This is a genomic window from Bdellovibrionales bacterium (genome assembly GCA_016716765.1).
Classification (GTDB): Bacteria; Bdellovibrionota; Bdellovibrionia; order Bdellovibrionales; family UBA1609; genus JADJVA01.
Genome location: JADJVA010000025.1, coordinates 734,387 through 761,127, shown reverse-complemented (window position 1 = coordinate 761,127; position 26,741 = coordinate 734,387). Strand labels below are relative to the sequence as shown.

General features: G+C 45.4%; 22 protein-coding genes and 1 pseudogene. 11 read left to right on the top strand and 12 right to left on the bottom strand.

The annotated features are described in order from the left end of the window. Positions 1-29 precede the first annotated feature (29 nt). The 3 genes from IPL83_20050 to IPL83_20040 form a co-directional block, all read right to left on the bottom strand. Entirely contained in the window at positions 30-1,193 is a 1,164-nt protein-coding gene (locus IPL83_20050; protein ID MBK9041416.1) for a hypothetical protein, read from the bottom strand. Beyond that, the gene (locus IPL83_20045) at positions 1,184-2,059 is read right to left on the bottom strand and encodes a hypothetical protein (GenBank protein ID MBK9041415.1); all 876 of its coding nucleotides are present in this window, start codon (positions 2,057-2,059) and stop codon (positions 1,184-1,186) included. The genes IPL83_20050 and IPL83_20045 overlap by 10 nt, the downstream gene beginning before the upstream one ends. 271 nt (positions 2,060-2,330) lie before the next feature. Then, on the bottom strand, positions 2,331-3,002 hold the full coding sequence (locus tag IPL83_20040) for a hypothetical protein (protein ID MBK9041414.1): 672 nt from the start codon (positions 3,000-3,002) through the stop codon (positions 2,331-2,333). Between the two features lie 550 nt (positions 3,003-3,552). Between IPL83_20040 and IPL83_20035 the strand changes: the two genes are divergently transcribed. Continuing rightward, positions 3,553-3,987, top strand: a complete 435-nt coding sequence (locus IPL83_20035; GenBank protein ID MBK9041413.1) for a cell envelope biogenesis protein OmpA — start codon at positions 3,553-3,555, stop codon at positions 3,985-3,987. A 32-nt stretch (positions 3,988-4,019) separates the two neighbouring features. Further along, a complete protein-coding gene (locus IPL83_20030) occupies positions 4,020-4,412 on the top strand; it encodes a DoxX family membrane protein (GenBank protein MBK9041412.1) in 393 nt (130 codons plus the stop codon). A 208-nt stretch (positions 4,413-4,620) separates the two neighbouring features. Here the strand turns inward: IPL83_20030 and IPL83_20025 are convergent, their stop codons facing one another. Beyond that, complete coding sequence (locus IPL83_20025; GenBank protein ID MBK9041411.1) at positions 4,621-5,304, bottom strand: hypothetical protein; 684 nt, start codon at positions 5,302-5,304, stop codon at positions 4,621-4,623. A 172-nt stretch (positions 5,305-5,476) separates the two neighbouring features. Between IPL83_20025 and IPL83_20020 the strand changes: the two genes are divergently transcribed. Further along, positions 5,477-6,604 carry a hypothetical protein gene (locus tag IPL83_20020; protein ID MBK9041410.1) on the top strand — a complete coding sequence of 376 codons (1,128 nt, stop codon included), beginning with the start codon at positions 5,477-5,479 and terminating at the stop codon, positions 6,602-6,604. Here IPL83_20020 and IPL83_20015 read toward each other — a convergent pair. Further along, a complete protein-coding gene (locus IPL83_20015) occupies positions 6,601-7,785 on the bottom strand; it encodes a hypothetical protein (GenBank protein MBK9041409.1) in 1,185 nt (394 codons plus the stop codon). The genes IPL83_20020 and IPL83_20015 overlap by 4 nt on opposite strands. Positions 7,786-7,855: 70 nt before the next feature. Here IPL83_20015 and IPL83_20010 point away from each other — a divergent pair, with 70 nt between their 5' ends. After that, complete coding sequence (locus IPL83_20010; protein ID MBK9041408.1) at positions 7,856-8,503, top strand: hypothetical protein; 648 nt, start codon at positions 7,856-7,858, stop codon at positions 8,501-8,503. 1 nt (position 8,504) lies between these two features. Here IPL83_20010 and IPL83_20005 read toward each other — a convergent pair whose 3' ends face one another. Next, positions 8,505-9,098, bottom strand: coding sequence for a dephospho-CoA kinase (locus tag IPL83_20005; GenBank protein ID MBK9041407.1), 594 nt, complete (start codon positions 9,096-9,098; stop codon positions 8,505-8,507). A 117-nt stretch (positions 9,099-9,215) separates the two neighbouring features. On the opposite strand from IPL83_20005, the gene IPL83_20000 reads away from it, so the two are divergent. Together IPL83_20000 and IPL83_19995 are read left to right on the top strand one after the other, a co-directional pair. Then, entirely contained in the window at positions 9,216-11,768 is a 2,553-nt protein-coding gene (locus IPL83_20000; protein ID MBK9041406.1) for a serine/threonine protein kinase, read from the top strand. Positions 11,769-11,859: 91 nt separating this feature from the next. After that, positions 11,860-13,659: a long-chain fatty acid--CoA ligase gene (locus tag IPL83_19995; protein ID MBK9041405.1), complete on the top strand. Its 1,800-nt coding sequence runs from the start codon at positions 11,860-11,862 to the stop codon at positions 13,657-13,659. Positions 13,660-13,681: 22 nt separating this feature from the next. Here IPL83_19995 and IPL83_19990 read toward each other — a convergent pair whose 3' ends face one another. The 3 genes from IPL83_19990 to hflX all read right to left on the bottom strand — a co-directional run bounded on the left by IPL83_19990 (position 13,682) and on the right by hflX (position 16,633). After that, entirely contained in the window at positions 13,682-14,488 is an 807-nt protein-coding gene (locus tag IPL83_19990) for a hypothetical protein (protein ID MBK9041404.1), read from the bottom strand. Beyond that, positions 14,485-15,099 (bottom strand): hypothetical protein, encoded by a 615-nt coding sequence (locus tag IPL83_19985; GenBank protein MBK9041403.1) that lies wholly within the window; start codon positions 15,097-15,099, stop codon positions 14,485-14,487. Before IPL83_19985 ends, IPL83_19990 begins: the two co-directional genes overlap by 4 nt. 79 nt (positions 15,100-15,178) lie before the next feature. Beyond that, positions 15,179-16,633 (bottom strand): GTPase HflX, encoded by a 1,455-nt coding sequence (gene hflX / locus IPL83_19980; protein MBK9041402.1) that lies wholly within the window; start codon positions 16,631-16,633, stop codon positions 15,179-15,181. 299 nt (positions 16,634-16,932) lie between these two features. On the opposite strand from hflX, the gene IPL83_19975 reads away from it, so the two are divergent. The 5 genes and pseudogenes from IPL83_19975 (at position 16,933) to recN (ending at position 23,705) form a co-directional block, all read left to right on the top strand. Next, entirely contained in the window at positions 16,933-18,114 is a 1,182-nt protein-coding gene (locus IPL83_19975) for a hypothetical protein (GenBank protein MBK9041401.1), read from the top strand. A gap of 227 nt (positions 18,115-18,341) precedes the next feature. Further along, complete coding sequence (locus IPL83_19970) at positions 18,342-18,929, top strand: hypothetical protein (protein ID MBK9041400.1); 588 nt, start codon at positions 18,342-18,344, stop codon at positions 18,927-18,929. A gap of 85 nt (positions 18,930-19,014) precedes the next feature. Then, positions 19,015-21,087 (top strand): annotated as a pseudogene (locus IPL83_19965) (M3 family metallopeptidase). 4 nt (positions 21,088-21,091) lie between these two features. After that, on the top strand, positions 21,092-21,982 hold the full coding sequence (locus tag IPL83_19960; protein MBK9041399.1) for an NAD(+)/NADH kinase: 891 nt from the start codon (positions 21,092-21,094) through the stop codon (positions 21,980-21,982). Positions 21,983-21,995: 13 nt separating this feature from the next. Next, the gene (gene recN, locus IPL83_19955; GenBank protein ID MBK9041398.1) at positions 21,996-23,705 is read left to right on the top strand and encodes a DNA repair protein RecN; all 1,710 of its coding nucleotides are present in this window, start codon (positions 21,996-21,998) and stop codon (positions 23,703-23,705) included. A gap of 16 nt (positions 23,706-23,721) precedes the next feature. Here recN and IPL83_19950 read toward each other — a convergent pair whose 3' ends face one another. The 3 genes from IPL83_19950 to ftsZ form a co-directional block, all read right to left on the bottom strand. After that, entirely contained in the window at positions 23,722-23,895 is a 174-nt protein-coding gene (locus tag IPL83_19950; GenBank protein ID MBK9041397.1) for a hypothetical protein, read from the bottom strand. 456 nt (positions 23,896-24,351) lie between these two features. Continuing rightward, positions 24,352-25,167: a UDP-2,3-diacylglucosamine diphosphatase gene (locus IPL83_19945; protein MBK9041396.1), complete on the bottom strand. Its 816-nt coding sequence runs from the start codon at positions 25,165-25,167 to the stop codon at positions 24,352-24,354. Positions 25,168-25,204: 37 nt separating this feature from the next. Continuing rightward, positions 25,205-26,728: a cell division protein FtsZ gene (gene ftsZ / locus IPL83_19940; protein MBK9041395.1), complete on the bottom strand. Its 1,524-nt coding sequence runs from the start codon at positions 26,726-26,728 to the stop codon at positions 25,205-25,207. Positions 26,729-26,741 lie beyond the last annotated feature (13 nt).

The following is a 26,741-nucleotide window of genomic DNA, read 5'->3' as shown; positions in this document are numbered from 1 at the left end:
GAATATCCTCGCTCTGATTCGGATATCTTCTAGCGTCGCTGTTTCAGATTCCTTCGACCGCCACCGCCACCACCACGTCCACCACCTGCTCCAGATCCAGATGAACCCAAAAATCCAAGGCCCATATCGAGGCCTAGCTCGAGAGTCAACTGCAGTGCATAACGACGATCTTCAAGCTGCCCTGGATATTCTCCCATTTCAACACCATAGGTAGCTAAATCCAATTTCAAAAGTCCCAAATTAAGCCCAGCGCCCAGAGTATAATACCCCTGATAAAATCCCCCTCGAATATCTACCAAAGGTAATCCCAATTCAACTCCCAAGTGAATTTTCTTCCCCAGCTGAACATCATTGCGATTGAGATGCTTGACCTCAAGGGCAGGCGTTATCGAGATAATTCCAGCATCAATCCCAAGAGAGGCTCCAATGGTCATATCGTCTTCTTCGCTGGGAGGTGCTCCGAGTGCACCATCAGAAGTAAATTTTGTTTTCCCCAAGTTTCTCCACAAAGCCGACAATGTGGGCGAAACGGGGCCTGGCACTCGAATATTAATACCAAGATCAGCGGCATATCCTGTTCCGGACTTCTCGATATTACTGATGATCGCATCAGGATCAAGGCTCGCAATAAAGCTCGGTCCAAAGGGCGCCCTGGCTCCCTGTCTTGTTATTCTTTTGAGCACCCCGCCAACATGGACCATCGGCAAAATTGGGAACCCAAATCCCAGCACATATCCCAAGTCATTGATAACAGAAATATCCATTGTTGGATAAACAGGATTACTTACCTCTAGGCTTGCATCGATATCGTCATAGATAGCAAAGCCCATGAAGGGCAAAGTGATCGCTGTTTTTCCGCCGGCAGCCAACCAAACTCTTTCTCCATATAGGTTTGAAACTGTGTCTGCAAAGGTTCCGCTCCCCTGGAGATCCTGCATTTTGGAAACAACTTCGGCTCCACTTGCACCCAGACCCAAATCAAAAATCGTCCAATTGATTCCACCCACTTGGGCCAATCCGGCAGGGTTATAAAACATAGAGTCCGCATCATCCACCACCGCCACGTAGGCATTTCCCATTCCAAGAGCTCTCACCGATCGATTCACATTAAAAATGGGATCAGCAATAGCGGGAATGGAAGTGGAAGTCGTCGCTAAAATAGCTACTAAAAGAAATTGATGGACTAGGGACATATGCAATTCCCCAACGTATCATTGCACGACCCAATTCCAACAAATTCGTTGGCACTCACCAACGAGCGAATCGCCTGCACATGCAGAGCTGTGAAGCTGCTTGCATCAGTAGTGGAACAAAAGTTAAAGGCAGGATTGAGGGTTTCCAAATCGGCGCAGACATCGGTAAAACTCGTCAATTTACTTCCCCCAACAGCCCCGCCTATCGCCGTCAGACTCAGAAGGGCGTTGGCAAGTCCCGTACCCACTTCTCGAACGCTTGTTTCAGGAAAATTGGAAGCATCATTTGTGCAGGCATTCCATCCCGCATCGGGCTCGCCATCAATGGTGGTCTTGTCGGCGTGCGCAGAGAGAGTCACTCCAATCTTTGCAAAACTGAGAAAGACCATTAAAAAATTTTCGTCGGCTGTCCGGCTGGTTGCGTCGGGATCAATCCCACTAATGAGTGCTTCTGCCGTCTTGCAGTCGTCCCGATTTGTGGTCAGAGCACCGGGATATTGCTGCATCAAAAATTTAAATAGCAGACTCGACAAGGTTCCACTGATCCCCTCAGCAAGGGCCAAAAGGTTTAGTCCACAGCGCCCTGCGTAGGCAGAAGCCAGTACAACCGTGACCTCTCGATTTGCCAAATAATCTGCCGACATACTGCCAAATTCGGCAATGGCCTCCGTCCATTCGCTGTGATCGATATGAATTTTTGCGGCCTTCAAGAGAGCTTCGTTGGTGTCTTTCTTGGCGAACTCCGATAAAACGTTTGCTTTGGTGCAATTGAGGCTTAAGCAAGTGAGCAGCAACAAGAAGGAGGACAGCATCGGCGAAATTGAAAATGGACAAAATAGAATTCCTTTCTTTCTGACCCTTTGCAATCCCAGCCTCCTCTCAACTGACGCCTCTTTGTTTGCCCTATTTTATCTCTATATAAACAGGGGAGCCTAGATGAAATTTTCAAAATGGGCTTAGAGCATTCATTCTTTGTCTTAAGACCAGAGAGACTATTTACCAAATGGCAATTCTGAGGTCGCCCGGACCTAAGTCTAAAAAATAGGGAGGACGAGGGGAGAAAAAACCAAGGTATCTCCCTGAAATAAAATATCTGGATCACTGTAAATTACCGGCCAGCACGCGCACAATGTTGCGCTACTCTCTCCAAGCCTCGAGCAAATCATGAGCCGCCACCGGCTCTCCAACCCTTATCGTTGAGACCCTATGGTCTTCGGATTTGATCGGGTTCTTCGCCAACACTGCATCTTCATCTAAGTATCGTTTGATCTGCTTTCTTAACTGCAGGAATGCCGGAAATGGACCTTCTGGGGCCGTGTAACCCTGATCTGTTGAAAACCGAAACTTCCCATATTTCCTCCAAAATGTGGGCCACGCCCCACCTCGACCTGGAACTACAGGACTATCAAAGGTTTCAAGTGGTGGGAGAAGCGGCGCAAGTAACTTCTTCCAACTGACAATCATCCATTCTAAATAGCATGGTCTAAAAGCAACCATGAAGATTGGATTTTCCCGCTTTGTCAGTTTGAGATAGTATGCCAATCTCAAACTACCGTCTAGCAAGGAAGCGCCGCTGATAGTATAATCAATCACAACTAAAGTTCTCTCAGTAGCGAGAATTTCCTTAGGGATAAATCTGTCGAAATGCTCAATGATCTGAGGCTCCGAATCGGCTAAGTCTGAATACTTGGGTGGTCCCAGTGGGCTGGAGAGAGGAATATTCACAGCTATGATTTCTGGATGCGTTTCTCGATACTCCTCAATAAACGCATATTCGGGCGTCAATGAACTACCAATAAATATGTACACATGATTCTTAGGAGGAAATCTTTGAAAAAGATAATTAGGAAAAATTTGAATTAATTCATATTCTCTTCGCGAGAACGCTGGAGTAAGCGGCTCGTGACGGTTTCGGACATTCCCCAACACATGACTGCATTTGGTTTCATTTGATGGGATCTCAGATTTGGCAGCGTGACTTCGAGGCATAAACGAGATCACAAAGCAGACTGCTAAACCTGAAGCCTTTACCTTCGTCACAAAATGCCCTCTATCCTAATGAATACTGACCAGATATCTTTTTCCAATCACTGACCGTGAATGAATCTGATTATTCCAAAGGTTGTAATATGTGAATCCAGATTTTTTGCAAGAGAAAAGGAGATCTTGAGTCCTGGGTATCCAGGATAAGATCCCCTCAAGGTCCCCCCTGAGAAACAGTTGAAGTAAAAAATTAGGAGTATGGTGGGCGGTCGTGGACGTGGGGCCTTCATAGAGTTATTCAGGACTTTGGTCGATGGCGATCGTCGTCGGTTAAATTAATATAGCGAGAACCCATGCAGCGACGTATTCTTCTTTTATGAAAAAACTCATCTTGTCTCTCTGCTTGAAGATGGCTCCAGTCCTAATTTTAACTGCTTGTGCAACTTATCGACCTATCCTGGATGAAAACGAAAAGTTCATTCAAGTCGGTGAGACTCAGGCTGAACGGGATATTGACGAATGCATGACTCGCGCCGATGCCTATCTTGAAAAACACAAATCAGAGCGAATGAAAAAGGAGGCCGGCCGTGGCGCTGCCTCTGGGGCGATCATGGGTGGAATCTTGGGTGCCGTCACTGGTGGTGGACTCCGGTCAGCTGCGGTGGGAGCAGGCGTCGGTGCCGCCGTGGGAGCAGGAGGAGGCGCTGCTGGTGTAGCAGCCCAAGACAATCTCAGTCCTGACAGAATTAAACAAAACTACGTGACAAAGTGCTTGAACAAACAACAGTACGATGTCATCGGTTGGAAATAAAATCAGAATAATTGGAGTGAGGAGCTCAACAAATGAAACAAAAATTGCCAATAATCGCCAGATATTTACTCGGACTGTTATTTACTATTTTTGGTGCAGCCGGACTTCTTAATCTTATTCCTCCACCTCCTGACATGCCAGAAAAGCTCATGGCTTTTATGAATGGCATCATGGCGGCCCAATACTTCTTCCCTCTTCTCAAAAGCACGGAAATCGTTTGTGGAATTCTGCTGCTCTCGGGTTTTGCACCAGCTCTGGCCCTAGTTGTTCTTGCTCCCATTTCGATCAATATTCTTTTCGTGCACCTCTTTCTGACACCAGGCTTAGAGAACTTGATCATGCCCCTTGCAATCATCGTCTTGCATGCAATGGCTGCCACAAAATATTGGAATATCTATCGTCCACTTTTTGCCCGAAATAAATAACTCAATAGGCTGGTAAATTCGGCTCTTGGCGCGAATCGGCACAACTGAAATCATGCCGGTCTTCAAGCTGAGGACCTTCTCATTAGGAAAGTTCACGCCTTGATCGACTCGAACGTGAAATCGAATGACTCAAGAAGAAAATTTCAGCTTAAAACTTCGGGAAACTGCAAAGCCCGCTGGCAAACTTAGAATTTAAACCACAACCCAATCATTGGCCCAATTGCTGGTAAAACTGCCTCGCAACTTCTTCAGGCGAGCCATTGGCGGCAGTTATAGCAGTATTGACCTTGCTGCATACGTCCGATGTGGAATTGGCGTCTGTGCAATACGAATCTGCGATCGACATGACCGCCGTACCAATGGCTGTGTTATTGCAAGTTCCTTGATCAGACCCAGAACCCGCTCCAGTGATGCATGTGCTGAGAAAAGCGCTTGGGTCTCCGGAACTGGCCAGAACTGTCATATAAGTCCCGATCACAGAAAGATTTGCAAGATAAATCAATCCCGGAATTCCTGAAAGCTTACAATAAGCTGCTGCATTGTCGGCCGTACTTGTCTCTCCCAGACTAAGAAAAGATATCAATGTGGCCTCTTTTTTAGATCCAGCATTTTTTTGCTCAGTAAAAGCTTGAGCAATTTTGGAAGTGATCAGCCCTCCCGCGACAAATTCGATGGAACAGCGAACGATATAAGCTTGCTGTGATGATTTCCCCTCAATGAGACCCCGACAGGCCACTGCATCAGCTGCCACTCGAGCTTTGTCCAAACATTCCTGAGCCTTGGCAACAGCGTTTGTGTCATTGTCTTCGCAACCCAGCAAGCCAAGAAAAAGAAAACACGTGAGTGTCGAAAGCATTAAAGATCTGGCAATATGAGAAACACTGTTTTGCATGCGAAACTCTCCCTTTAAAACTTTACTCATTGTGTTTTGATTATATCATCGTGTCCATGACTGAGTGTTATTTTTGCCCAGAGTCCAGTTTTCTCAGTCCTAAGTCTAAATAAGAAAAATACGTATCAACTTGAATCGAGGTTCACCGATGAGAACAGAAGAGGAATGAGACATGTCTGATTTCAAGATCATTCAAACCTATCGAAAGATCAAATCCAAAACTCACTTCTATTGGGCAGTCTCCGTTTTGGCCACCTTTCTTCTGGCCAATTCAGCAGAGGCTGGACAAAACTTTGAATACTACCGAGGAATTCGCCAAATGGGTATGGGTGGGGCTTCGATAGCCGTTGTGAACGATGAGACCTCTCTTCTCCTGAATCCCGCTGGGCTCGGAAAATTACGTGACTACATAATTACGGTCGCCGACCCTGAAGTTGATATCGGGGCCAAAACTCAGGCGATCATCGGTACGGGAGTCACCACGGTTCTCGATCCGCAGGCCACGCTAGACGCCCTCAATCAGGGCCATCAGAACAAACCCCTTTACCTTCGGACCCAGGTGTTTCCCTCAATCGTTGTCCCAAATTTTGGAATAGGGATCTTCAAAAAATATGAAGTTAGCGCAGAAGTTGATACAACGACCAATCTTTATCGGTACCAGTATTTTAACGAAACAGCCCTTGTTCTCGGATACGATTTTAGATTTTGGGATGGTCGGATTAAGATCGGCTTTAGTGGGCGTTTCACTAATCGCGCCATCGCAAGTGACACCGCTCTGGATCCCGCAGCCACAAATCTTACACTGGAACCGATGATCAAAGAAGGTCTCGGAGCTGCGGCTGATGGTGGCATCATTCTCTCTGCTCCCTGGGCTCTGCTTCCAACTTTAGCAGCTGTTTACCGTGACATTGGCAATACCCACTATAACGTAAATGATGGCATCTTATTTAACGCAACAGAACGGCCCGACGTCACGAATGGAACCCTGGATGTCGCTCTGGCCATATTTCCAATCATTGGCAAGCGTTCTCGGTCCTCATTTACTATTGAATACAGAGACATTCTCACCACAAGTGAGGAGACCGATCCGAGTCGTCGCTACCATGCCGGCATTGAATTCAATTTCTCAGACGCGCTCTTTCTTCGAGGTGGATACAATCAGCGATATTTTACCTACGGACTTGAATTTTCGATGGCTAACTATCAATTTCAAGCCGCGAGTTACGGTGAGGAAATCGGGGTGGCCGGCTCCCTCCGCGAAGAACGCCATTATGTTCTAAAATTCGCCTATCGATTCTAGATATCGATGGACATCTCGAGCATATACCGTCGGTTTTCTTTGGGGCTGTCAATTGTGCCCACTTCTTCTCCTGTCGTGGCGAGATCAAGTTGAAACCAAGCGAATCGAGCTCCGAATCCTGCAGTGGGGTATCCTTGATTGATCCCGACGCTCCATGAGCCCTTCCACCAGGTGGTCATCTTCCAATACAATTCAGCTCCCGCATGAATGCCCTTCTTCCAATTCCAGTTATCGTGCCCAACATCACGAATATCTACCGCTAAACGAGGGTCGAAAACCCAAAAATCGGGAAGGTCCCACTTCGATCCAAAATCAAATCGACGCCCGAGTTTTGGCGGCTCACCAGATTCCTTACTGATGACATGAAGATTTGTCGTGAAACCATAATCAAAAATATTACGAACCGCGAACGCAAAGGTTGGCTTGGCGACGCTCAACAGACTAAAAAACCCGCTCTCAGGCATGGGTGGGTCCCATAAAAAACCGATGTCCATATCGACCGTTAGGCCTTCATCACCTTGGTTTTTATCAAATACTTCAGAACCCGACGCCAATTCTCCAGCAGAGACAGCTGTCCCCACATAAATGCGATGAATCGCTTTGAGAGTGGCTCCAGCATCCAAACGATGACCGCTCGGCAGCCACTTCACATCGCGACCGTAGCTGTATGCCAAAGTCGAATCCAGGTATCCATTTACATTGATCATGGGTCCGACTTGCTGATGTAAACTCAGGTCCAAACTCAAATCAGCTGGAATAAAAGTCAACCCCCAGCGAGGTCTGACCCATGAGGCACCAAGAGTTGGAATGCGCGAGTAGAAATGATCTCCATAATGACTTTGAAGCAGGTTCATCATGTTGTCCACTTGCTGTGCCTCGGTTCCTTGCTTGTCTGTTTTGGAAATATCATCGGCCAATTTCAAAAAACCAGGATCAATTGCCCCTCTCAAAAAGAAATGCAAATTTCCGTCTTCCCGTCTGGCTAGACCAGCTGGATTATAAAACATAGCGCTGTGATCATCTGCCACGGCGGTAAAAGCATTTCCCATACCCATTGCCCGGGTACTGATGTGTGGTTGATGAATTGAAAAATCGAGGGCTGGTGCCGCATCAGCCTTGTTTGTAAAAAATGAAAGCAACACCAATCCAATTACCGCGACGCCCATCTTCATATTAGTCATTTCTCCCACCCTCCCAGGTCCAAGAAAAAATTCTATATCCTCTGTATCAGGTTTGGGTATAATCTTATCTATGTATTCCCGATACCTTTCGCTTTTATTGACTTTAGTCCTGGTAAAATTGGCTCATGCAGCCCCGTCAGTTTCTGATTCTTGGATAGTCAACCAAGATCTGCCAACCAAATCAGACACCAACAATGAAAGACCTGATAAAATTTCAAGCATTGAAGAAATGGGCCTTATTATTTCACCCGTAAGCATGTCGACCAAGGAAAAAAATGAGGCTAGCTATTTTTACCCTTACAAGCAGACCATATCGCCTCGATTTTTTCTTATTGGCGATATTGATCTCATGAGGAAGGGTCAATTTCCCTATGGATTGGGCATGATGTACCTCATCCCAAGCAAAACTCAACCTCAGTGGGAGATTGGAGCGGACTTACTCTCCATTGCAAGCGGACAGATCTCAGTTGGTTCTCGCCATATCTATTTTTCAGATAATTATTTTCGCCCGTTCTATAAAATCAGCCTTTCTCACATCTGGAAGGCCACTGAAAAACTCGTCAGTTTTGCTAATTGGAAAAACTATTTACTTCGAGCTGGCCTTGGATTCGAGGATGTCATAAAAATACCTATGAGTGCCAGACTTGAGGTCGAAGCAGCCGTGGGGTCGGAAGATTTCATGCTCATGTTTAGTTTCGGCTATAGCTGGGGCTGGTGATTTAAGATCCTATCTCTCCGAGAATTTTTTTGATTTCCATTTTCAAATCCTCAATCTTCCCCGTATTCATCACAACATGAGGCGATCGCAGAAGTTTCTGCTCAATCGGAATCTGAGCCTGCATCCGCTCACGAGCTTCGCTTTCAGAATAGCCGTTGCGAATCATCATTCGTTCAATTTGAATCGACTCAGGAGCATAAATGAGCAGAACAGCATCAAATTCAGCTTCTAGATTTTTCTCATACAGCAGCGGCACATCATAAAACGCAATGTTCTTTCCCTCCGTCTCAAGTCGAGACTTTTCAAGGAGAGCCAAAGATTTCACTTTGGGATGAACAATCTGTTCCAATTGAACACGCTTTTTTTTATCTGCAAAAACTATCTGACCCAATTTTTTGCGATCCAAATCACCATTGCCATCAACAAAATCAGGTCCAAATACGGAAAGAACTTCCCTATAGGCTGGGCCATTCTTCGCTACCACAAGTCGGGCAAGAGCATCCGCATCAACAACAGAGTGCCCCATCTCGCGAAGAATTCGAGCAGCGGTCGATTTTCCGGAGGCGATGCCCCCTGTTAATCCAATCCATTTCATCAGTAATACCTTAGTATGGCTGCCACTTTATCATCAAGCATGCCTCCGAGCCAACCGATAATATAATGACGGGGTGAACTCACGCAACGAGCTTCGCCATCGAAGGGAAAATGGATAGTGGAGAATAAGTCCTACGAAGTTTTCGGAAAGTATATCCTCCTCGAAAAGCTTGCTGCGGGCGGCATGGCTGAGGTGTTTCTTTCACGGGCTCCCGGAACGAGTGGCATTGGCAAGTTTGTCGCCATAAAGCGAATTCTCCCCCAGTTTTACGATACTCAAGAATTTATTGATATGTTTAAGGATGAGGCAAAAATCGCCATTAACCTCTCTCATAGCAACGTCGTCAGCATTTATGAATTTGGAGTTGAAAAGGATCAATTTTACCTTGTTATGGACTATGTCGAAGGACGAAATCTTCGCCAAATCCTCAATAAGATGAAAAAATCCAACAGCACCTTTTCGATCGATCAGATTATTTATATCTGCAAAGAAGTTGCGGGTGGCTTGGATCATGCCCACCGTTGCCATGATGGGACGACTGGAAAACCCCTCAACATCACTCACCGAGACATGAGTCCCCAAAACATCATGATCAGCTATGAGGGCGAGGTAAAGATCGTTGATTTCGGTATTGCTAAAGCCGAAAGCCAACTAGAAACAACTCGAGCAGGTACACTCAAGGGAAAATTCGGCTACATGAGCCCAGAGCAAGCGGAAGGACAACCAGTTGATTTGCGGACTGATATTTTTTCTTTGGGAACCGTGCTCTGGGAACTCTTGGCCAATGATCGACTATTCATCGCCAATAACGAAATCAACACCCTCCGAAAAATTCGCGAATGTCAGATCCCTAGCTTGCGCAAGATCAATCCAAATATTCATGCAGAATTAGAGAGAGTCGTTCAGAAGGCTCTGGCACGGGACCGCAATCTCCGGTATCAAACGGCTGCGGCCATGCACAGAGATCTTAGTCGCTATCTCAATCGCCAGTTTCCTGATTTTTCTCCCCACGATTTTTCAGTCTTTGTTAAAACTCTCTTTTCAGATGAAATCATTGAAGCGCGCAAACATCTTATTGATTACTCGAAAGTGAGCTTTGATTCACTTGGCGTTCAAAACCAAGAGCGTGATAACTCTGGTCAAAGAACAGTCACAGGACCTAGCCCAACCTCACAAGCATCCACCAGCGGCCCCAGACTACAGAGCCTTCCGGCACCTGAAGGTGCTGTGCCAATTATAAAAGGAGAATCCACCTCCACAAATACGCAATCACATGGTGGTAATTCTACCCCAGATGACCGAAACACCTTGTCTGATTCAAATTTATCCATGAATGCAATTGATCAGGATGCGGTTACCGGTTCTATTCGAATGAAAGAAACTACATCCGTTGCGACTGTTCAGCCAGCCTCCGCCAATAAGGAAATCTTAGCAAAACAAAAATTGAGTCAAAACCTAAGGGCCATCGTCGACAAGGCCACAGAATCAGACGTGATAGAACCGAAATCTCGACAAGGCACTAAAACACACCCAGCCCATCAATCAATCAAGTTGAAGGGAGGGCTAAATGCTCAAGAACCCATTTACCAGCAACGTCCTGTCTTATCTAACGATCGGAATCCATCCAAGTCAGTAGAGCGATACAACGAAGGTGAAAACAACTCCAATCCAGATGATGAGGCAATTGCAAGCGCCGTGAGGCTTCACCAACAGATGAATCAAACCAATCAAGATACCGGTTCATCCGACAATTTTATCCAAAATCCGAATGCGATGGAACCCACTATTGATGAAAATCAACTTGTCTTGCAGAATCGATCAAACCCCAATTCACGGTACACTGCAAACGCGGATCTTGAAGAATCTGGATCTGGTCGCAAGCTTCTCAATATCGCTACAGGCGGGTTGTTGGCGCTCTTCATTTACGCGTTTGCGGCCAAGTTTTACACTGCCCAAATGACCCCTCTCATCAGAATTCTCGATCCTCATTTAAGCGTTCTCCATTCTGCCATAGGAATCGATACTCGACAGACAACCTATTCGAGCAAGGAGCCTCTGAAAGAACCAAAGGTGAAGGCTCCAACTCAAGAAGGCGGAATTGTCAACCAGACGGTAGCTCCCCCTATCGCTCCGGACCTCTCAACAGACCCGTCTGGCATTAATCCTGATTCAGGCTTGGAAAGCCAACCTTCTGTGCCGAGTGATCTCTTAATTACGAGCACGCCATCGGGTGCCGAGATTTATATCAATGGAGCAAGCTTGGGAAGAGTTACTCCAAGCAAAGTCAAAGTCCCGAGCAATGAAAAATTCATGATTACTCTTAAACGAGGTGGATACATTGACTACGAGAGACAGGATCTCCTCAAATCCGAGGTTGGCATTAAGTTCGCTGCCACTCTACAAAAGGCTTTGGTCGGATACCTAAATATCGATGTGATACCTCCACGTGCGGCAAAAATTTACATTAATGGACAAAAGCTTTCGGGAGAAATGCTTCCCATTTTTAACTATGCAGTCCCAGCAGAAACGTGGATTGTCGTTCGCGCTGAAGAACCAGTTGGCTCGCTCGTGGCAGAAGAAAAAATCTATCTCTCACGAGACCAAAAACGCAGCTTGACCCTCTATTTAAAGAAGAAATCGCGAACCAAGCGGCAGGGAAATACGGAGTGAACCTTACCGTCCACAGAAGATCCACTCATGATGGCAACCAATTGCCTTTTTAGCCTTTGCCAATTGAAACAAGCAGCGGTAATTCTAGGCCATGAGTCAAACGATAATCCACTTTCTCTTGGATGCGCGCAAGCGGCCACCTGAGCATGCGGCGGTCACTTTTAAAACAGGACATTCTTGGATCCGTTGGAGCTGGCGAGACCTTTACCGAGAGGTGGAATCCCTGGCGTGTTTTCTGAGTCTTCGCGGTCTTGGTCGAGGCGATCACATAGCCATTCTTTCATCGACAAGAATTGAATGGTACATCGCAGATTTGGCCATTCTGGGATTAGGAGCCGTTACGGTCCCTTTATATACGTCTACTCACGAAAATGAAATCCATCAGCTCCTGAATCACGCAGAGGTCAAATACCTGCTCTGCGAAAACCAAGAGGCTCTTTCAAAATGGGAAAAAATCAAAAATAAGTGCTCTGAAGTCAAGGGAGTGATGGTTTTCAGTGAAGGCTCAATCGAAGACACGACTTGGACAGGGTGGCGGGAAGCCATCACCACAGGTCGTCGCTTTTGTCAAAAAGAGCCAGATTTTTTCGAAAAATCAATTCGAAATGTCAAAAGTGAAGACCTTGCCACGATCATTTATACTTCAGGAACAACTGATCATCCAAAGGGCGTCGCACTTACGCATTCCCAAATCATGAGCGAAGTGACTGAACTTTTTTCCCTTATATCGGTCGATCATCGGGATATTTCGCTCAGTTTTCTTCCATTTGCCCATATTTTAGGTCGAGTGGAGAGCTGGGGATCACTTTACTCAGGCTTCACGATGAGTTTTGCTGAGAATTTTGAAACAATTGGAAAGAATATTCAGGAAATTCGACCCACCATTCTCATTGGAGTTCCGCGAGTATATGAAAAGATCTATTACGGAATTCAAACTCAAATCGAATCAAATCCTTTCCGACATCAGGTTTTTAAATGGGCGATTAAAGCAGGCCAAAAATTCAGTTTGTATCGACTGAGCAAGTCGAGTCCTCCCATTTTTGATCTGGGCCCGTATCTGATTGCAAAAAAATTCATTTTTGATCCGTTAAAAAAGAAACTTGGTGGAAGATTGCGTTTTGCCATATCAGATGGCGCTCCTCTTAATGAGAACATATCTCGCTTTTTTCACCTGGCGGGAATATTGATTCTTGAGGGTTACGGTCTCACCGAAACAACAGCAGCGGTCACAATCAACACTCCTCTCGAATATGAACTCGGGACTGTCGGCAAGCCCTTTGGAGACGTAAAGATAAAGCTGGCAGAGGATGGAGAAATTCTCATCAAATCTACAAAGATATTGAAGGAATACTACAAGAATCCCGCTGGAACAACTGAAGCAAAAACTCATGAAGGCTATCTTAAAACGGGCGATATCGGTGAATGGACTCATTCAGGATTCTTACGTATAACTGACCGAAAAAAGAATTTGATTAAAACCTCAGGAGGGAAATATATCAACCCTGATCGTCTTGAAGCGATTCTCAAAACGAATAGATATATTTCTCATGCACTTATTCACGGCGATCGTCGAAAATACATTGTTTGCTTAATTACTCTTGATTCAAATGCTATTTCCGAATTCATTATCAAAAAAATGATCCAGATAAAGGATGGAGAGCATCCTTCACAGAATCCACAGGTCATTGAAATTATCCGCGAGGCAGTTGCTGAGGCTAATTTGGAGCTGGCTAGCTTTGAGTCAATCAAGAATTTTGCAGTATTGCCCAACGACTTCTCTGTCGCAACGGGAGAGCTCACTCCAAGCATGAAGATCCGACGTCGATTTTGTGATGAGAAATACAAAGACGTATTAGATGGACTTTACGGAATCGACAAAGAAATCGTGTGATTTTTTGTATATGGAAATCTCATTATTTCACAAAATCAATGTAAAATCGAAAACCAATGCTGGCAAATAAACCAGTCATGTCGATCTGTCGATTGGATCCATCACTGTTCAAAAGAGTATCATTTTTACTCGTAGCACCTTGGGCTATGGTTGTGGCATTGTTTGACATTTTGAATTTAGGGACTGGCAAATAACGGTATCCCAACTCGGCCGCAACTGTCACCGTATCTGTCACCAATCTTTCGTAGCCAAATCCCGCATGCCCGCTGATTTGATTTGCAACGGCCTTCTCGGTAAAATCAGTTATCCCTCCCAATTCAGATGTCCCCGTCGCGGTCATGACAAATTCATTTTCGATTGTAACGGCAGAGAGGCCTGCACCTGCAAAGAAAAAAGCTCTTGATTCATTCAAAGAAAAAACGTCTACTTCGACTGTTGCGGTTGGCTGCAAGATAAGAACATCACTTTGAAGAGAAAAAAGGTCAACACCAGATGCATTTTTCCCAGGTATAGAAACAAGCGGCTTCGTTTGAAGTAATTCTGCACCCACTCGAAATGTTACAAGCCCCTTGAATCTCAACAAAAATCCAATCTCCCCGGAAAAATTGTATGACACTTTATCTTCGTAGCTAGTCCCGGGCCCTCCAGCCAAACGAAATGCTTCGTCTCCCGCCCGCGAGGTACCAGCCGTTCCTCTCAAATAAGAAGCTAGGTATTCGCTCTGAAGATTAAATACTCTGGCTTGAGCCGAAAATTCAAAGAAAGCCAACAATACCGTAAATACCGTAAAAAATGATTTTAGAAAAAAATCAAAATTTCGATCACTCACTGCACGATCCTATTTAAAGAAATTTTTGGATTGGCCTTTTTATCAGGCAGAGCCCGCCCCTCAGTCTGGACATTCTCTGGCTTCAAATCCAAAATAATTCGCCCTGGCTCGCTTTTGTTCTGAGGGCTAAAAACCTCTACTTTCAAGTCTTGCTTCATTTTCAGAATAAAAGATGTGGCCTTGTCTTCCGGATCATAAATAACTCGCGCCAATTGAACATAGGGTGATCCAGACAGTTTCTTACGCAGGTCCTCTTCACTCACCAAAGAACGTTGAGCTTGCGCCAAATCCACAATGATTTGCTTGTTCTTTTTACTAATCTCAATATGAAAATACCCTGGGCTATCACTGACCGGAGCACCCAACTCATCTCCAATATCAAAAAGGATACGCTCCATCTTGGTGGCTTTGCCCAACTTGCGATCGACGCCTATTAAGGAAAAGCCCCGACCAGCTTTCCCACCGATAAAAACGCCATCATTGAAATATTGATGCGTCTTTTTTGACAAAGCTCTTCTTTCAACCAAAGCATTAGCATCATCAACAATCGAAAGGGATCCCAAGATTGAGAAATAAAGAAATGCAAGGAACCACAAAAAATTTCTTTCCATTTTTATCCCCCTGTTCAGCTCATCCAATCACATCACTGGCCGCTTCGGAAGGCAAGGAATTAGGTTCATTTCACTAGACTCAGTTGCTAGGCTTTCCCACCATTTTTCTCACTCTAGAAAAATCTTCGGATGTCCCCCTCACTTTGAGTGTGACTCCAGCTTCATCGTAGGATTCGCTGAGAACTCGCATTTTTCCACGAATCTCCCCAATGACTCCATCGACGGTGTAGGGGACAAAAATTTCCTCATCTGACATATTTGTTTCAAAAAAGCCAATCACCCGATTTCTCAATTGCAAAAGATCTTCTTGATTTCGAGTTGATATTAACACTGCGTCGGGAAACTCCTTGCTAAGCTCAGCAGCCTGAGCTTCGCTAATACGATCTCTCTTGTTGAGAACCAGCAAACTTGGCGTATCATCAACTCCAACCTCGGCTAACACATTTCTTGTCACTTCCAACTGAGAACGAAAAGAATTATCCGCCGCATCGACGACAAAAAGCAACAGAGAGGCACTTAGTGCCTCATCCAAAGTGGATTTAAAAGAAGCAACTAAGTCATGGGGCAGCTTTTTTATAAATCCCACTGTGTCTGACAATAAAATTTTAGGACGACTTTCAGGATGCAAAGGACGAATTGTCGTATCTAAAGTCGCAAACAGTTTGTCAGCAACCAAGACTTCACTTCCCGTCATCGCTCGCATCAGAGAAGACTTCCCTGCATTGGTGTAACCCACAATTGCAACAGTCAATTCCTGCCCCCTTCGCGCCTGTCTGACTTGGTGCTCATTGCCGATGGAAGCCAATTCTGATTTCAATTCCTTGATGCGATCACGAATCTTCCTCTTGTCGAGCTCTAATTTACTTTCGCCTGCACCTTTGCCCCCCACTCCACCGCCCAAGCGATCCTCACCGCCTCCGGTTTTTCGCAAGCGCGGAGCCACATACGTGAGCCTTGCGATCTCCACTTGCAAACGGGCAGCTCTCGTACGAGCATGACGACTAAAAATCTCGATGATAACCCCCGTGCGATCAAGAACAGGAACACCAACCGCACTTTCTAAGTTTCGCAATTGAGACGGCGAAAGATCCGTGTCAACAACCACAATTTGTGCAGTTCCCATTTCTTCCTCAGAAATCGCAGTGAATTCCTCCTCCTGCACTTCCTCAATAGGTGAACCACTCCATTCCCAAGATTGAGTGTCATCGTCGAGTCGATTTTTGTCTTCTCGATCTTCGTCTTCGTCTTCCTCTTTCCATTTGATCGCCGCCTTATTGAGCTTGCGGTCGACCATCATGCTAACTTCGCCCGAACCGCCAGTCCACAGAGCCAATTCCTTTAATTTTCCTTTGCCAAGAATAGAAGCGGATCGATCAGATTTCCTTTTTTGTGTGACTTGTCCTATGACCTGGTATCCCAAAGTCGTCACCAAACCCTTGAGCTCCCGCATGGAGCCATCAAGATCCTGGACGCTGACATTTGGCAATTGGATGCCAACTAGAACTGCATTTTTTATATTTGATTTATCTTGCATTTGGGCCTTGCCATTCTTTTTGAAGAGTATTCTGGACAGATAACTATATAACTTAACTCTGATAACACACTGAATTCTTACCTCACTCCAAAAAAATGACTATAACCGCGCCTTATGGTTTTTTTTTCAAAAATCCGAGTCAACTAACTGCATAAAACGATTATATTCTCAGTGAGGAGACCTGTTTACAAGCCCAGTCCAAAGTCCTGACCCTAACACGATTCACTTTACCCAAAACAGGAAGGTTGAATATTATCATTAAACAGGCGCAATGCAATTCGAATAGGAATTCCTCAGTTATGTGGCAGCTTGGCAGACCTAATACTCTCTGGATTGGAATATTTTTTTTGGGAATATTCTTTGCTGTCGTGGCCGCTCTGAGCTCAGCAATGGTCACACTAAATCGCGAATCCTTTTTGAAGGAAATTTCTGAGAATGGAGTTATTACTTGGTCCCCAGAGAGCATACTTTCTGAGAATGGATACATTTTGTACCATTCGCCGGGAATGGAATGCCACCTGCTAACAATGGATGGGATCAGACAGGGACTCGTTCCTGGCCAGCTTTGCAAACTCCTCGAGGATGGCTCGGTGGTTTCAACGGTTGCTGATTCAGAAAACAATAATGATATTGTGAAATTCAATGGGAGCACTGTAGATTGGCGATTTCGGGCGACTGTCACCCATGACATCTCAGTTTCACCTATTGATCAGTCCATTTGGGCTAAGGGATTGGGCATTGCTAAGATCGGAAATAAAAGAAAAAAGGTGGATTATATCCTTGGCCTGAGCCGCCAGGGCGAAGAGATTTTTCGGTGGAGTTTGGACGAACATCTGAAGGAGCTCTCTGAGCTTCTTAGGCCATGGGGAGGGCTGAGTTCACCCTATACTTCTAAAAAGGGAGACCCATACGAGGGGGCCCTAAACATCACTCATGCGAACGCAGTCCAGATAATTCCACCCAACAAATTGGAGCAATCACATCCCCAGTTTTCTGCTGGAAACATTCTCGTCACTGAGCACCACAACGGGGCCGCTTTTATAATTGATAGAACGACTCGGAAAATTGTGTGGATCCACAAGGGCGCACGCTTGGGATTGCATTCGCCCCGTTGGTTGGAGAATGGACACATTCTGATGTTCGCTAACGATCCGTTGCCAAATGGCAATCTCCCGCCGGCTTCATGCGTAGTCGAAATTGACCCGATCACACATGAAACTCTTTGGTCCTTTACGGAAAAGCCCATTGGCGAAATGGATTGCAATCGATTTGGCTCTGCACAGAGGCTAAGGAACGGAAACACACTCATTTCTTACGGTTGTGACCGCAGCGCCATTATCGAAGTGACTGCTCAAGGTTCGGTTGTATGGAAATGGCGCACTCTAATTGGAAATGAGAAACTCGATACACCATTCCAGATTTATCGGGCTGAGTGGCTGCCAAAAGAGCTTGTTCAGGCATTTTTCTCAAGCCAAAGGTGAGCCGTCGCCAGCGCTGATTTCATATTCGCTATTCGCGTCAATTTATTTTAAATCTGGCATTTACTGTCACCCACCTGTGGCTGACTGACCATTTTTGTCACCACTTTTACTTCTTTTCAAACTCAGATTCCTTAGGCATCGAAATGACTGGCACTGAACTTGCCTCTCTACTGATCTGAAAAAGTGATTTATTTAAAATTGTCTGTTGTCTTTGGAGCGGCAAAGTTATGAAAAATCTTTACTTGGCGTGTCTGGCCCTGTTTGCGGTAACGACCCTTTCCTGCACAAAAGATAAGAAGAATTCTGGCAGTACTGTTGTCGCGGTAACCCCTGCTCCCCTTCCTGCCGCTGGCAATGCTTGCTCGAATTACGCCTACAGAAACGGCTTTTATTATGATGCAAATAATAATGTTGTGACTTGCACAAACGGAGATCCCAATAGCTGCAGTAACTTTCGATTTGACGCCTCTCGAGGCTTCTATGTGGACACCGGGGGAAATCGGATCGAGTGCAATTTCAATAGTCTTTTCAATACCAATAACGGGGTTTTTCCATATAACACCAACACTGGAAATGGATGCGGCGCTTACAGCCAAGGAGTCTTTTATCCGGTTCTCATGGGTGGAACTATTGTCTGTGTCAACCGTATAACTCTGGAAGCCACCTTTACTCAGGCCTATCTCAACAGGCTTTACTACGGTGGCACTTGGGTGCCGGGCAACCCCATTCTCGCGAGCTGCCAAATGGGGACTAGCAACTGCAAATGCAACAGTGTGTTTTGGGGTACCTTACAATGGTGTTGGGCCCAGTTTTAGGCCAATTCTAAAGCTTATTTTCAACCTCAGTCGCCAATCTAGAGTGGTACTTGCTCCTTTTTAAATGAAGGAGTAGGTTGAGGCGATGAGCACAAATAATACGAATCCAAATGACAATTTGACCAATCCTCTTCTGAAGCGATCCGAGCTTAGGCATTGCGCCATTCCTTTTCCAGAGATAAAGGTAGGACATTTTCTTCCAGCCCTCAAGGAAGCCATCGCCGAAGCTAAATCCAAAATTGAGAAGTTGCGCGACAGCGGAGAGCAACCGACTTTCTCAAATACAATTGAGGCCTTAGAACTGATTGGCGACAATGTCGATCTGACATCTTCCATTTTTTACAACCTCCTCCATGCCGATACAAGTGACGAACTGCAGGCTTTGGCCGAAAAAATAGGACCCCAACTTTCAAATTACTCCAGCGATATTTTGCTCGATGCCAAACTCTTTGAGAGAGTAAAAAAGGTCTACGAAAAACACAAGGACCTCCCCCATAGCGATCTTACAGCTGAACAGCAAACTCTTCTTGAGAACACTTACCTTGACTTCACGAGGAATGGAGCTCTTCTGACGGCGCCCCAAAAGGAGAAACTTCGTGCCATAGACGAAGACTTGTCTAAGCTTTCTCCTCAATTTAATGAGAATGTGCTCAAAGCGACCATGAGTTTTGAACTTCATATTCTTGATGAAAAGGAATTGGATGGGCTTCCAGAGTCCTCTCTAGAGGCAGCCGCACAAGCAGCCAAAGAAAAAGGCAAATCTGGGTGGCTGATCACTCTCGACGCTCCAAGCCTTGTTCCGTTTTTAAAGTATTCTAATCACCGTGAGCACCGCGAATCTGTCTGGCGGGCCTATCATTCCCGTTGCAATGGCGGGACCTTTGACAATCTGGAACTCATCAAAAGAATTGTAAATTTGAGATTTGAAAGAGCCACCCTGCTGGGGTACAAAACTCACGCAGACTTTGTGTTGCGTCGACGTATGGCGAAGAGCCCAGAAAGGGTTCACCAGTTTCTGGACAAACTTCTAAAAGCTTCAAAATCGGCAGCAGAAAAAGAATTGGCCAATGTCGCGTCCCTGGCGCTTAATATGGGCGGTCCCACTCAACTGATGCCCTGGGATTTCTCTTATTATGCTGAAAAATATAAGATTTCCTTATTTGATTTTGATGAAGAGTAGCTTCGTCCTTATTTTCAGTTGGAAAAGGTTATCAAAGGAGTTTTTGAACATGCCCGTCTCCTTTACGGCCTTCAATTCAAAGAAACAGCCGAATTCCCCGTTTACCATAAAGATGTGAAGGTGTTCGAAGTCAGCAAAGAGAGAACTGGAGAGTTCATGGGACTCTTCTACGCTGATTTCTTTCCTCGTCCCACCAAGAAAGGTGGAGCCTGGATGACCAACTATTATCAGCAGGGAATGTTCGAAAACAAGATGATGCGTCCCCACGTTGGGATTGTGTGTAATTTTACAAAGCCCACCAAAGAGAAACCCAGTTTACTTAGCCTTGATGAAGTTGAAACTCTCTTTCACGAATTCGGCCACGCGCTTCATTCACTCCTCTCCCGCTGCCACTATAGAAGTGTTTCTGGGACGAATGTTTTTTGGGATTTTGTCGAGCTTCCATCACAAATTATGGAAAATTGGGTTGCCGAAAAGCAGGCTCTTGATCTCTTTGCCGTTCATTACGAAACTGGGGATAAAATACCAGAGATCTTTTCAAAAAAGATCAAAGACTCTGTCAAATTTTTGGCTGGATTCAATTCTCTTCGCCAATTGAATTTTTGTATTTTGGATTTTTCGTGGCATGATCTTGACCCGAGAAATATCTCAGACGTAGGCCAACATGAAGAAGAAGCAACAACCAAATGTCGGCTTTTGCCTCACATAAAAGGCTCCCTCTCTTCTCCCTCCTTTTCTCACATATTTGGCGGCGGTTATTCGGCGGGCTACTATTCTTACAAATGGGCGGAGGTGCTAGATGCAGATGCCTTTGAATATTTCAAAGAGAAGGGCTTATTCGACTCCACTGTCAGTGAACTTTTTGAAAAAAATATTCTTTCTAAAGGAGGAAGCGAAGATCCTATGGAACTTTATAAACGCTTTCGAGGACGTGAACCGGACCCAAACGCTCTCCTTCGTAAACTTGGGTTGATCTAGAGGTATGGCAAACAATTTGAAACCCAACAGCAAGAAGATTGAAAATGTCCTGATTGTCTACAGACAGGGAACCACAAAGGCCCGTAAAGTTGCAATCGAATTGGTTTCTTGGCTAAAGGCCAAGGGAAGAGACACATTCGGAACCCAGGATCAGAATTGGCCAGAGGATATGAACATTACAGCGACCTCAAACCTAGACACAATTGATCTCGTTATTGTGCTCGGAGGAGATGGAACCTACCTCGAAGCTGTGAGGCACTTGCAAGGGAGGAAAGTACCAATTTTAGGAGTCAACATGGGATCCTTGGGATTTCTAACTGAAACTCGCCTCGAAACCTTATATGAAAATCTAGAGTTGACTCTCTCCGGTAAAATGGAAATGCGCCCCAGGTCTATGATTCAAGTCACCACACAGCAAGAAAATAAGGTCATCACTCAGCGCACAGCCCTCAATGACATTGTCATCGAACGTGGCGGTGGAGGGCACATGATCACATTATCAACCTATTGCGAAAACCGCCATGTCTGTGACTACAAGGCGGATGGGCTCATCATTGCAACTCCCACAGGATCGACGGCTTACAACTTGGCCTCTGGTGGTCCCATCCTCCACCCAGAGGTCAGGTCGCTGGTCGTTACGCCTATCTGTCCTCATAGCCTGACAAATCGACCCATCATTTTTCCTGATGATAAAATTCTCACCTTTAAAATAAAAAAGGGGCGTCACGATGCAGTGCTTACCGTCGATGGACAATTTGTTTGCAATCTCACTCATTTAGATGAGGTCTCCGTTCGAAGGGATGCTTGCGATCATTTTGTTTTGCGCCGCCCAAGTCATAATTATTTTGACCTTCTCCGTGAGAAGTTAAATTTTGGCTCGCGAGCAGTCTTCTGATCTAGGAGTTACAATGCTAGTTGAACTGAAGGTCACGAACTTCGCAATAATAGGATCTCTTAGCTTGCAGTTCCAGCCCGGATTAAATATTCTCAGTGGCGAAACGGGGGCCGGAAAATCAATTTTACTTAAAAGCCTCGCTTTATTGATGGGTGATAAGTCTTACGCCGAGAGCGTGCGAAGTGGTGCCGAGTTTGCTACAATCGAAGGAGCCTTCGACCTCGAAGACCGATCCGACGTTATAGATCGCCTGCATGAACTCGGAATTGATACCTCCGACGATCAGCTGGTCATTCGACGCTTGATTTCACCGCAGGGACGCAGCAGAGTTTATTTGAATGGGGGCCTTACGGCTCTAAATAGTCTGAGAGAAATTGTTACTCCCTTGCTTGAAGTGAACGGACATTATGGTGCCCCCTTAATTGAAATGACGGGACAGCATGACAATCGGCACCTTTATTCAAAATCCTACCATCTTGATATCTTGGATCGCTTTGCTGGAACTTGGGAACTGAGAAAAGAAGTTCATGCCAAATTTGATGAGCTGAAGGCCATGAGTCAACGCCTCCAACAATTTAAAGAGGATCGTCTCAAAAGAGATGAGCGCCTGAATTTTTTGACCTTCCAGAGAGATGAACTCTCTCAATTAAATATTGTGCCGGGAGAGGAAGACGAATTACAATCTCGTTTTAATCGCGCTAAGAACTCCAGCCGTCTCGCTGACTTCTGCTCCCAAAGCGAGGACAGCCTCTATGGCGATGACGAATCCGTTTTGGTTCGAATCCATCGCATTTTACAAAGAGGTCAAGAAATTTGCGCCGTCGATGAAGACTTAATCAAAAAGCTCGAACCTCTCCAGTCAGCAAAAACCCTGATTGAAGAGGCTGTTTATGAATTCCGCGAATACGGGCGTAGCCTTGAAATCGAACCCGGAGAACTTCAGAATCTTGAGGAGCGAATTTCGTATTGTCGCCGACTCATGAAAAAATATGGGGGAAACGTTTCTCACCTTATGGAGAAACTCACCCAGATCGTGTCTGAAATTGACTCCCTAGAAAATTTTGATGAGTCTCTGGCAAATTTTGAACAGAAGGAAAGGGAGCTAACTGCGGCTCTCAATATCCTCGCCGAAGAACTTCATTCTAAGAGGGTAAAGGCGAGTGTTCCATTGAGCAAACAGGTTAATAAGGAACTCTTTGATCTCAATATGAAGGGAGTCTTGTTTGGAGTCAGTGTAACTCAACTCTCAAAACCCAGCCCAACAGGACTCAGCGACGTTGAATTCACAACCTCTTCTGGAGCCAACGATGGACCTCGACCACTGGCAAAATTTGCCAGTGGCGGCGAACTCAGTCGGATCCTTCTCGCTCTCAAAAGGGTTGTAGGACTTTCTGATCTTCCTCGGACCTACCTGTTTGACGAAGTCGATGCTGGTGTCAGCGGCATGACCGCTGAAAAAGTGGGACGAAAATTAAAGTCCATTGCAAAGGGCCAACAAATCATTTGTGTGACTCATCTTCCTCAAGTGGCAGCTTATGCTGACCATCACTTTTTCATCCATAAAAGTCCTGGCAAAACAAAAATTGAAGTAGAAGTCAAATATTTGAACAAGAGTGACGACCGGATTGGAGAAATTGCGCGTCTTATCTCGGGAGAGAAGATAACCAAAACGAGCCGAGACCATGCCCGACAATTGCTTCAAGATTCAGAAGCATCGATTTGAAACTTTTCTTTTGAGACTATCGAATTGAAGAAAATGATGAAAAAATGAATTTAAAGGCTATTTCCAACGGAGCTGTACTCCCTTGAGTGATACTTGCCATAAACAAGAAAGTGGCCAGCGCTGTAATCAAGAAAATCACTTTCTCTTCTTTTTTGATAACTACTATCTTCGTCCATCCGATTTTTTCCATCTGTCTCTCTCCTAAATCAAAAAAAAGGCCTCACTCAGGGGAGTGAGAGAGGCCTGGGGTATGGGGTGCTTAAGCCGAAAGAGGGGCAACTCTGACTCGGCTTATGAAACTGAATCAGCAACGGGGTGGTTGAAGATTCAGTTATGGGTTTCAATTTTTAACAATCATCATATCTTACCTATTCCAAAATACGTACCAACCTGGGGAAGTCCTCAATTACAGGAGAAGCTCAAGCCAATCACATCATGTCTATTTTTTAGTGAATCAATTTGAGAAAGTCTAATTTTCATTAAGAAATTCAGGCTCCTGCACTCTGTGACTGGTATTTGGACAGGAGTTATGGCACTGCCTAGTGAATGATCAAAAAAAATTTGAACTTCACTCCAACATATTGGATTTTAATAAAAAAACCAAAGACCCCACTCCCTCGCTTCACTGTTTAAAACCCATACAGAGTCACTGGGTTAACAACCACTGATATGACCAACTAAGAGCTTGCTCCGGACCTGCTCCTTCTATTTGTGAAATCAAGGGAACTCCGCCTGAGATCTTTGAGTTCGATATCCTCAATACCTGAGGGCTCTCAATCCAACTTCCCAAATTAAATAGATGAATAAATCTACCAGGCAAAGCTATCTGCTTATCTTCCTTCACATGCAAATGACCAGCTATGAGAATATCAAAAGGGCGCTCAGAGAAAACTTTGACCGCATGACTGGACATTTTTTGTTTCGCCACAAGATCACTTTGTCTCCTCACTTGACCTGTGTACTGACGACTTTTTCGGCTGGCTTTCTCACCAATCTTTGCGAGTATTTTACCGGAAAGGTGGAAAGCCAAAAACCTCAAGACGCGAGTTCGCAAAAGCCAGCGTAAAAAAATATATCCTTTGTCGTCAGGATCCATTTGATCACCATGCTCCAGACGGAAAACCAATCCATCCAAGGTGAAATAGCAAGGACCAGAGTGGACCACTAGTCCGAGCTGATTCTGCCAATAATCCCTCAAGTAAAGATCGTGATTCCCCTCAAAATAGTGCAATTCGATACCCACAGCCTGAAGACGCCGAAGTTGTTCAATAACAGGGCGAAAGCGGTCAACAAAATAGGAATGATGAGCAATCCATAAATCAAAAATATCCCCCAAAAGAAAAAGGTGGGTACATTCTTCTCTTCCACCCAGACGACTCAAAAAATTCAAAAATTTTTTAGTCCGCTCATCACCTGGGTCACCAAGATGAAGATCAGAAACAAACAAGGCCTTAATGCTCAATGGCAACCCAAATCATGAAGAGTAGGATTTCAAATCCCTAAATGCCATCACTGTTCTGCTCATCTGACTGCTGCTTTTTACGAAGATAGGATGGCACTTCCAAAGTCTCAGAATCAAATGGAGAGCGAGCCATCTCTCGCGCCAAGCGCCTCGCCGCAGCCAAAGCATCACCATCATCTTCGACATCCATACTTAACTGCTCCGGTTGATGAGAAGGGTTTTTTGCCTGACTCTCACGATAGGCCTTGGCTTTAGCAAGAAGTATATCGCGAGGCAAACGCGGTCTTTCTGTATCAGCCAAATCGCCGCTCGTATCCGTCTGGCCCTCTGCGATCATAGTCTGATCAACCCCCTCCTCTTCTGAAAGAGGAGTCAGCTTTTCAATTCTTTCCTCAGGAAGAGCGGGTGGCGCTTGTTGTGACTGATGCCAGGCCGTTGCCGCCTGGGATCTCATCTCGACTTCAGCACTCACCGAGACCTGTGCCATCGTCCGAGATTCCATCTGATCCATCAGTCTTTGTCCCATTGCATTGACCTGGTTGACCTGGGCCTCCGCTAAGGCTTGCAATCGCATGATTTGATCTGAGACAATTGTGGTTTGATTGTCCTCGCCAAAGCCTGTCGCAATAACTGTCACTCTCACCTCATCGCCCATTTCTTCATCAATGACGGCTCCAAAAATAATTTCTGCATCTTCATGGGCGGCCTCTGTAATGAGAGTTGATGCTTCATTTACCTCCCAAAGAGTCAAATTCGAGCCGCCGGTAACATTGATAATAATTCCGGTAGCTCCATCAATCGCGATGTTCTCAAGAAGCGGAGAAGAAATCGCAGCTGTCGCCGCCTCCACCGCACGATTCTCTCCAACCGCAACTCCAGAACCCATGATCGCCATGCCTTTAGCTGCCATAACCGTGCGAATATCAGCGAAGTCCAGGTTGATCAAACCACGTATATTTATCAGATCAGAAATGCCTTTCACGGCCTGTAACAATACATGATCCGCTTTTTTAAAGGTCTCAAGTAGGGGCGTCTTTTCGCTTGAAACAGAAAGTAGCTTCTGGTTGGGAATCACAATCAGAGTATCAACATTTTCCTTAAGCTCTTGTATTCCGAGATCTGCATGACGTTTGCGCTTTTTGCCCTCAAAAAAGAAGGGACGGGTCACCACGCCAATTGTCAATGCTCCCAATTCTTTGGCAATTTTTGCCACAATGGGAGCCCCCCCTGTGCCTGTTCCTCCACCCATTCCTGCGGTGACAAAAACCATGTCGGCACCATCAAGAGTCTCGACAATGTCATTATAAGATTCGATCGCTGCACGCTTACCAATTTCAGGATTAGCTCCTGCGCCTAACCCCTTAGTGAGCTCCGACCCCAGATTAATTTTCCTTTCTGCCCGGTTCGCAGAAAGAGCCTGACGGTCAGTATTAGCAACGACAAACTCAACGCCCGTCAGACCACCTTCGATCATCGTCTGAACAGCATTGTTGCCTCCACCACCAACACCTATAACCTTAATGCAAGCTCCGACGCTGGTGTTTTCTTCGAGTTCAAACATAACCCCTCCCATG

Excerpts from the sequence above, each read along its gene's own strand:
- IPL83_20015 (MBK9041409.1), bottom strand. The coding sequence starts at position 7,785 with ATGACTAATATGAAGATGGGCGTCGCGGTAATTGGATTGGTGTTGCTT.
- IPL83_20030 (MBK9041412.1), top strand. The coding sequence starts at position 4,020 with ATGAAACAAAAATTGCCAATAATCGCCAGATATTTACTCGGACTGTTA.
- IPL83_20025 (MBK9041411.1), bottom strand. The coding sequence starts at position 5,304 with ATGCAAAACAGTGTTTCTCATATTGCCAGATCTTTAATGCTTTCGACA.
- hflX (MBK9041402.1), bottom strand. The coding sequence starts at position 16,633 with ATGCAAGATAAATCAAATATAAAAAATGCAGTTCTAGTTGGCATCCAA.
- IPL83_19960 (MBK9041399.1), top strand. The coding sequence starts at position 21,092 with ATGGCAAACAATTTGAAACCCAACAGCAAGAAGATTGAAAATGTCCTG.
- IPL83_19995 (MBK9041405.1), top strand. The coding sequence starts at position 11,860 with ATGAGTCAAACGATAATCCACTTTCTCTTGGATGCGCGCAAGCGGCCA.
- ftsZ (MBK9041395.1), bottom strand. The coding sequence starts at position 26,728 with ATGTTTGAACTCGAAGAAAACACCAGCGTCGGAGCTTGCATTAAGGTT.
- IPL83_19975 (MBK9041401.1), top strand. The coding sequence starts at position 16,933 with ATGTGGCAGCTTGGCAGACCTAATACTCTCTGGATTGGAATATTTTTT.
- IPL83_19985 (MBK9041403.1), bottom strand. The coding sequence starts at position 15,099 with ATGGAAAGAAATTTTTTGTGGTTCCTTGCATTTCTTTATTTCTCAATC.
- IPL83_20035 (MBK9041413.1), top strand. The coding sequence starts at position 3,553 with ATGAAAAAACTCATCTTGTCTCTCTGCTTGAAGATGGCTCCAGTCCTA.
- IPL83_20005 (MBK9041407.1), bottom strand. The coding sequence starts at position 9,098 with ATGAAATGGATTGGATTAACAGGGGGCATCGCCTCCGGAAAATCGACC.
- IPL83_20020 (MBK9041410.1), top strand. The coding sequence starts at position 5,477 with ATGTCTGATTTCAAGATCATTCAAACCTATCGAAAGATCAAATCCAAA.
- recN (MBK9041398.1), top strand. The coding sequence starts at position 21,996 with ATGCTAGTTGAACTGAAGGTCACGAACTTCGCAATAATAGGATCTCTT.
- IPL83_20050 (MBK9041416.1), bottom strand. The coding sequence starts at position 1,193 with ATGTCCCTAGTCCATCAATTTCTTTTAGTAGCTATTTTAGCGACGACT.
- IPL83_19970 (MBK9041400.1), top strand. The coding sequence starts at position 18,342 with ATGAAAAATCTTTACTTGGCGTGTCTGGCCCTGTTTGCGGTAACGACC.
- IPL83_19950 (MBK9041397.1), bottom strand. The coding sequence starts at position 23,895 with ATGGAAAAAATCGGATGGACGAAGATAGTAGTTATCAAAAAAGAAGAG.
- IPL83_20010 (MBK9041408.1), top strand. The coding sequence starts at position 7,856 with ATGTATTCCCGATACCTTTCGCTTTTATTGACTTTAGTCCTGGTAAAA.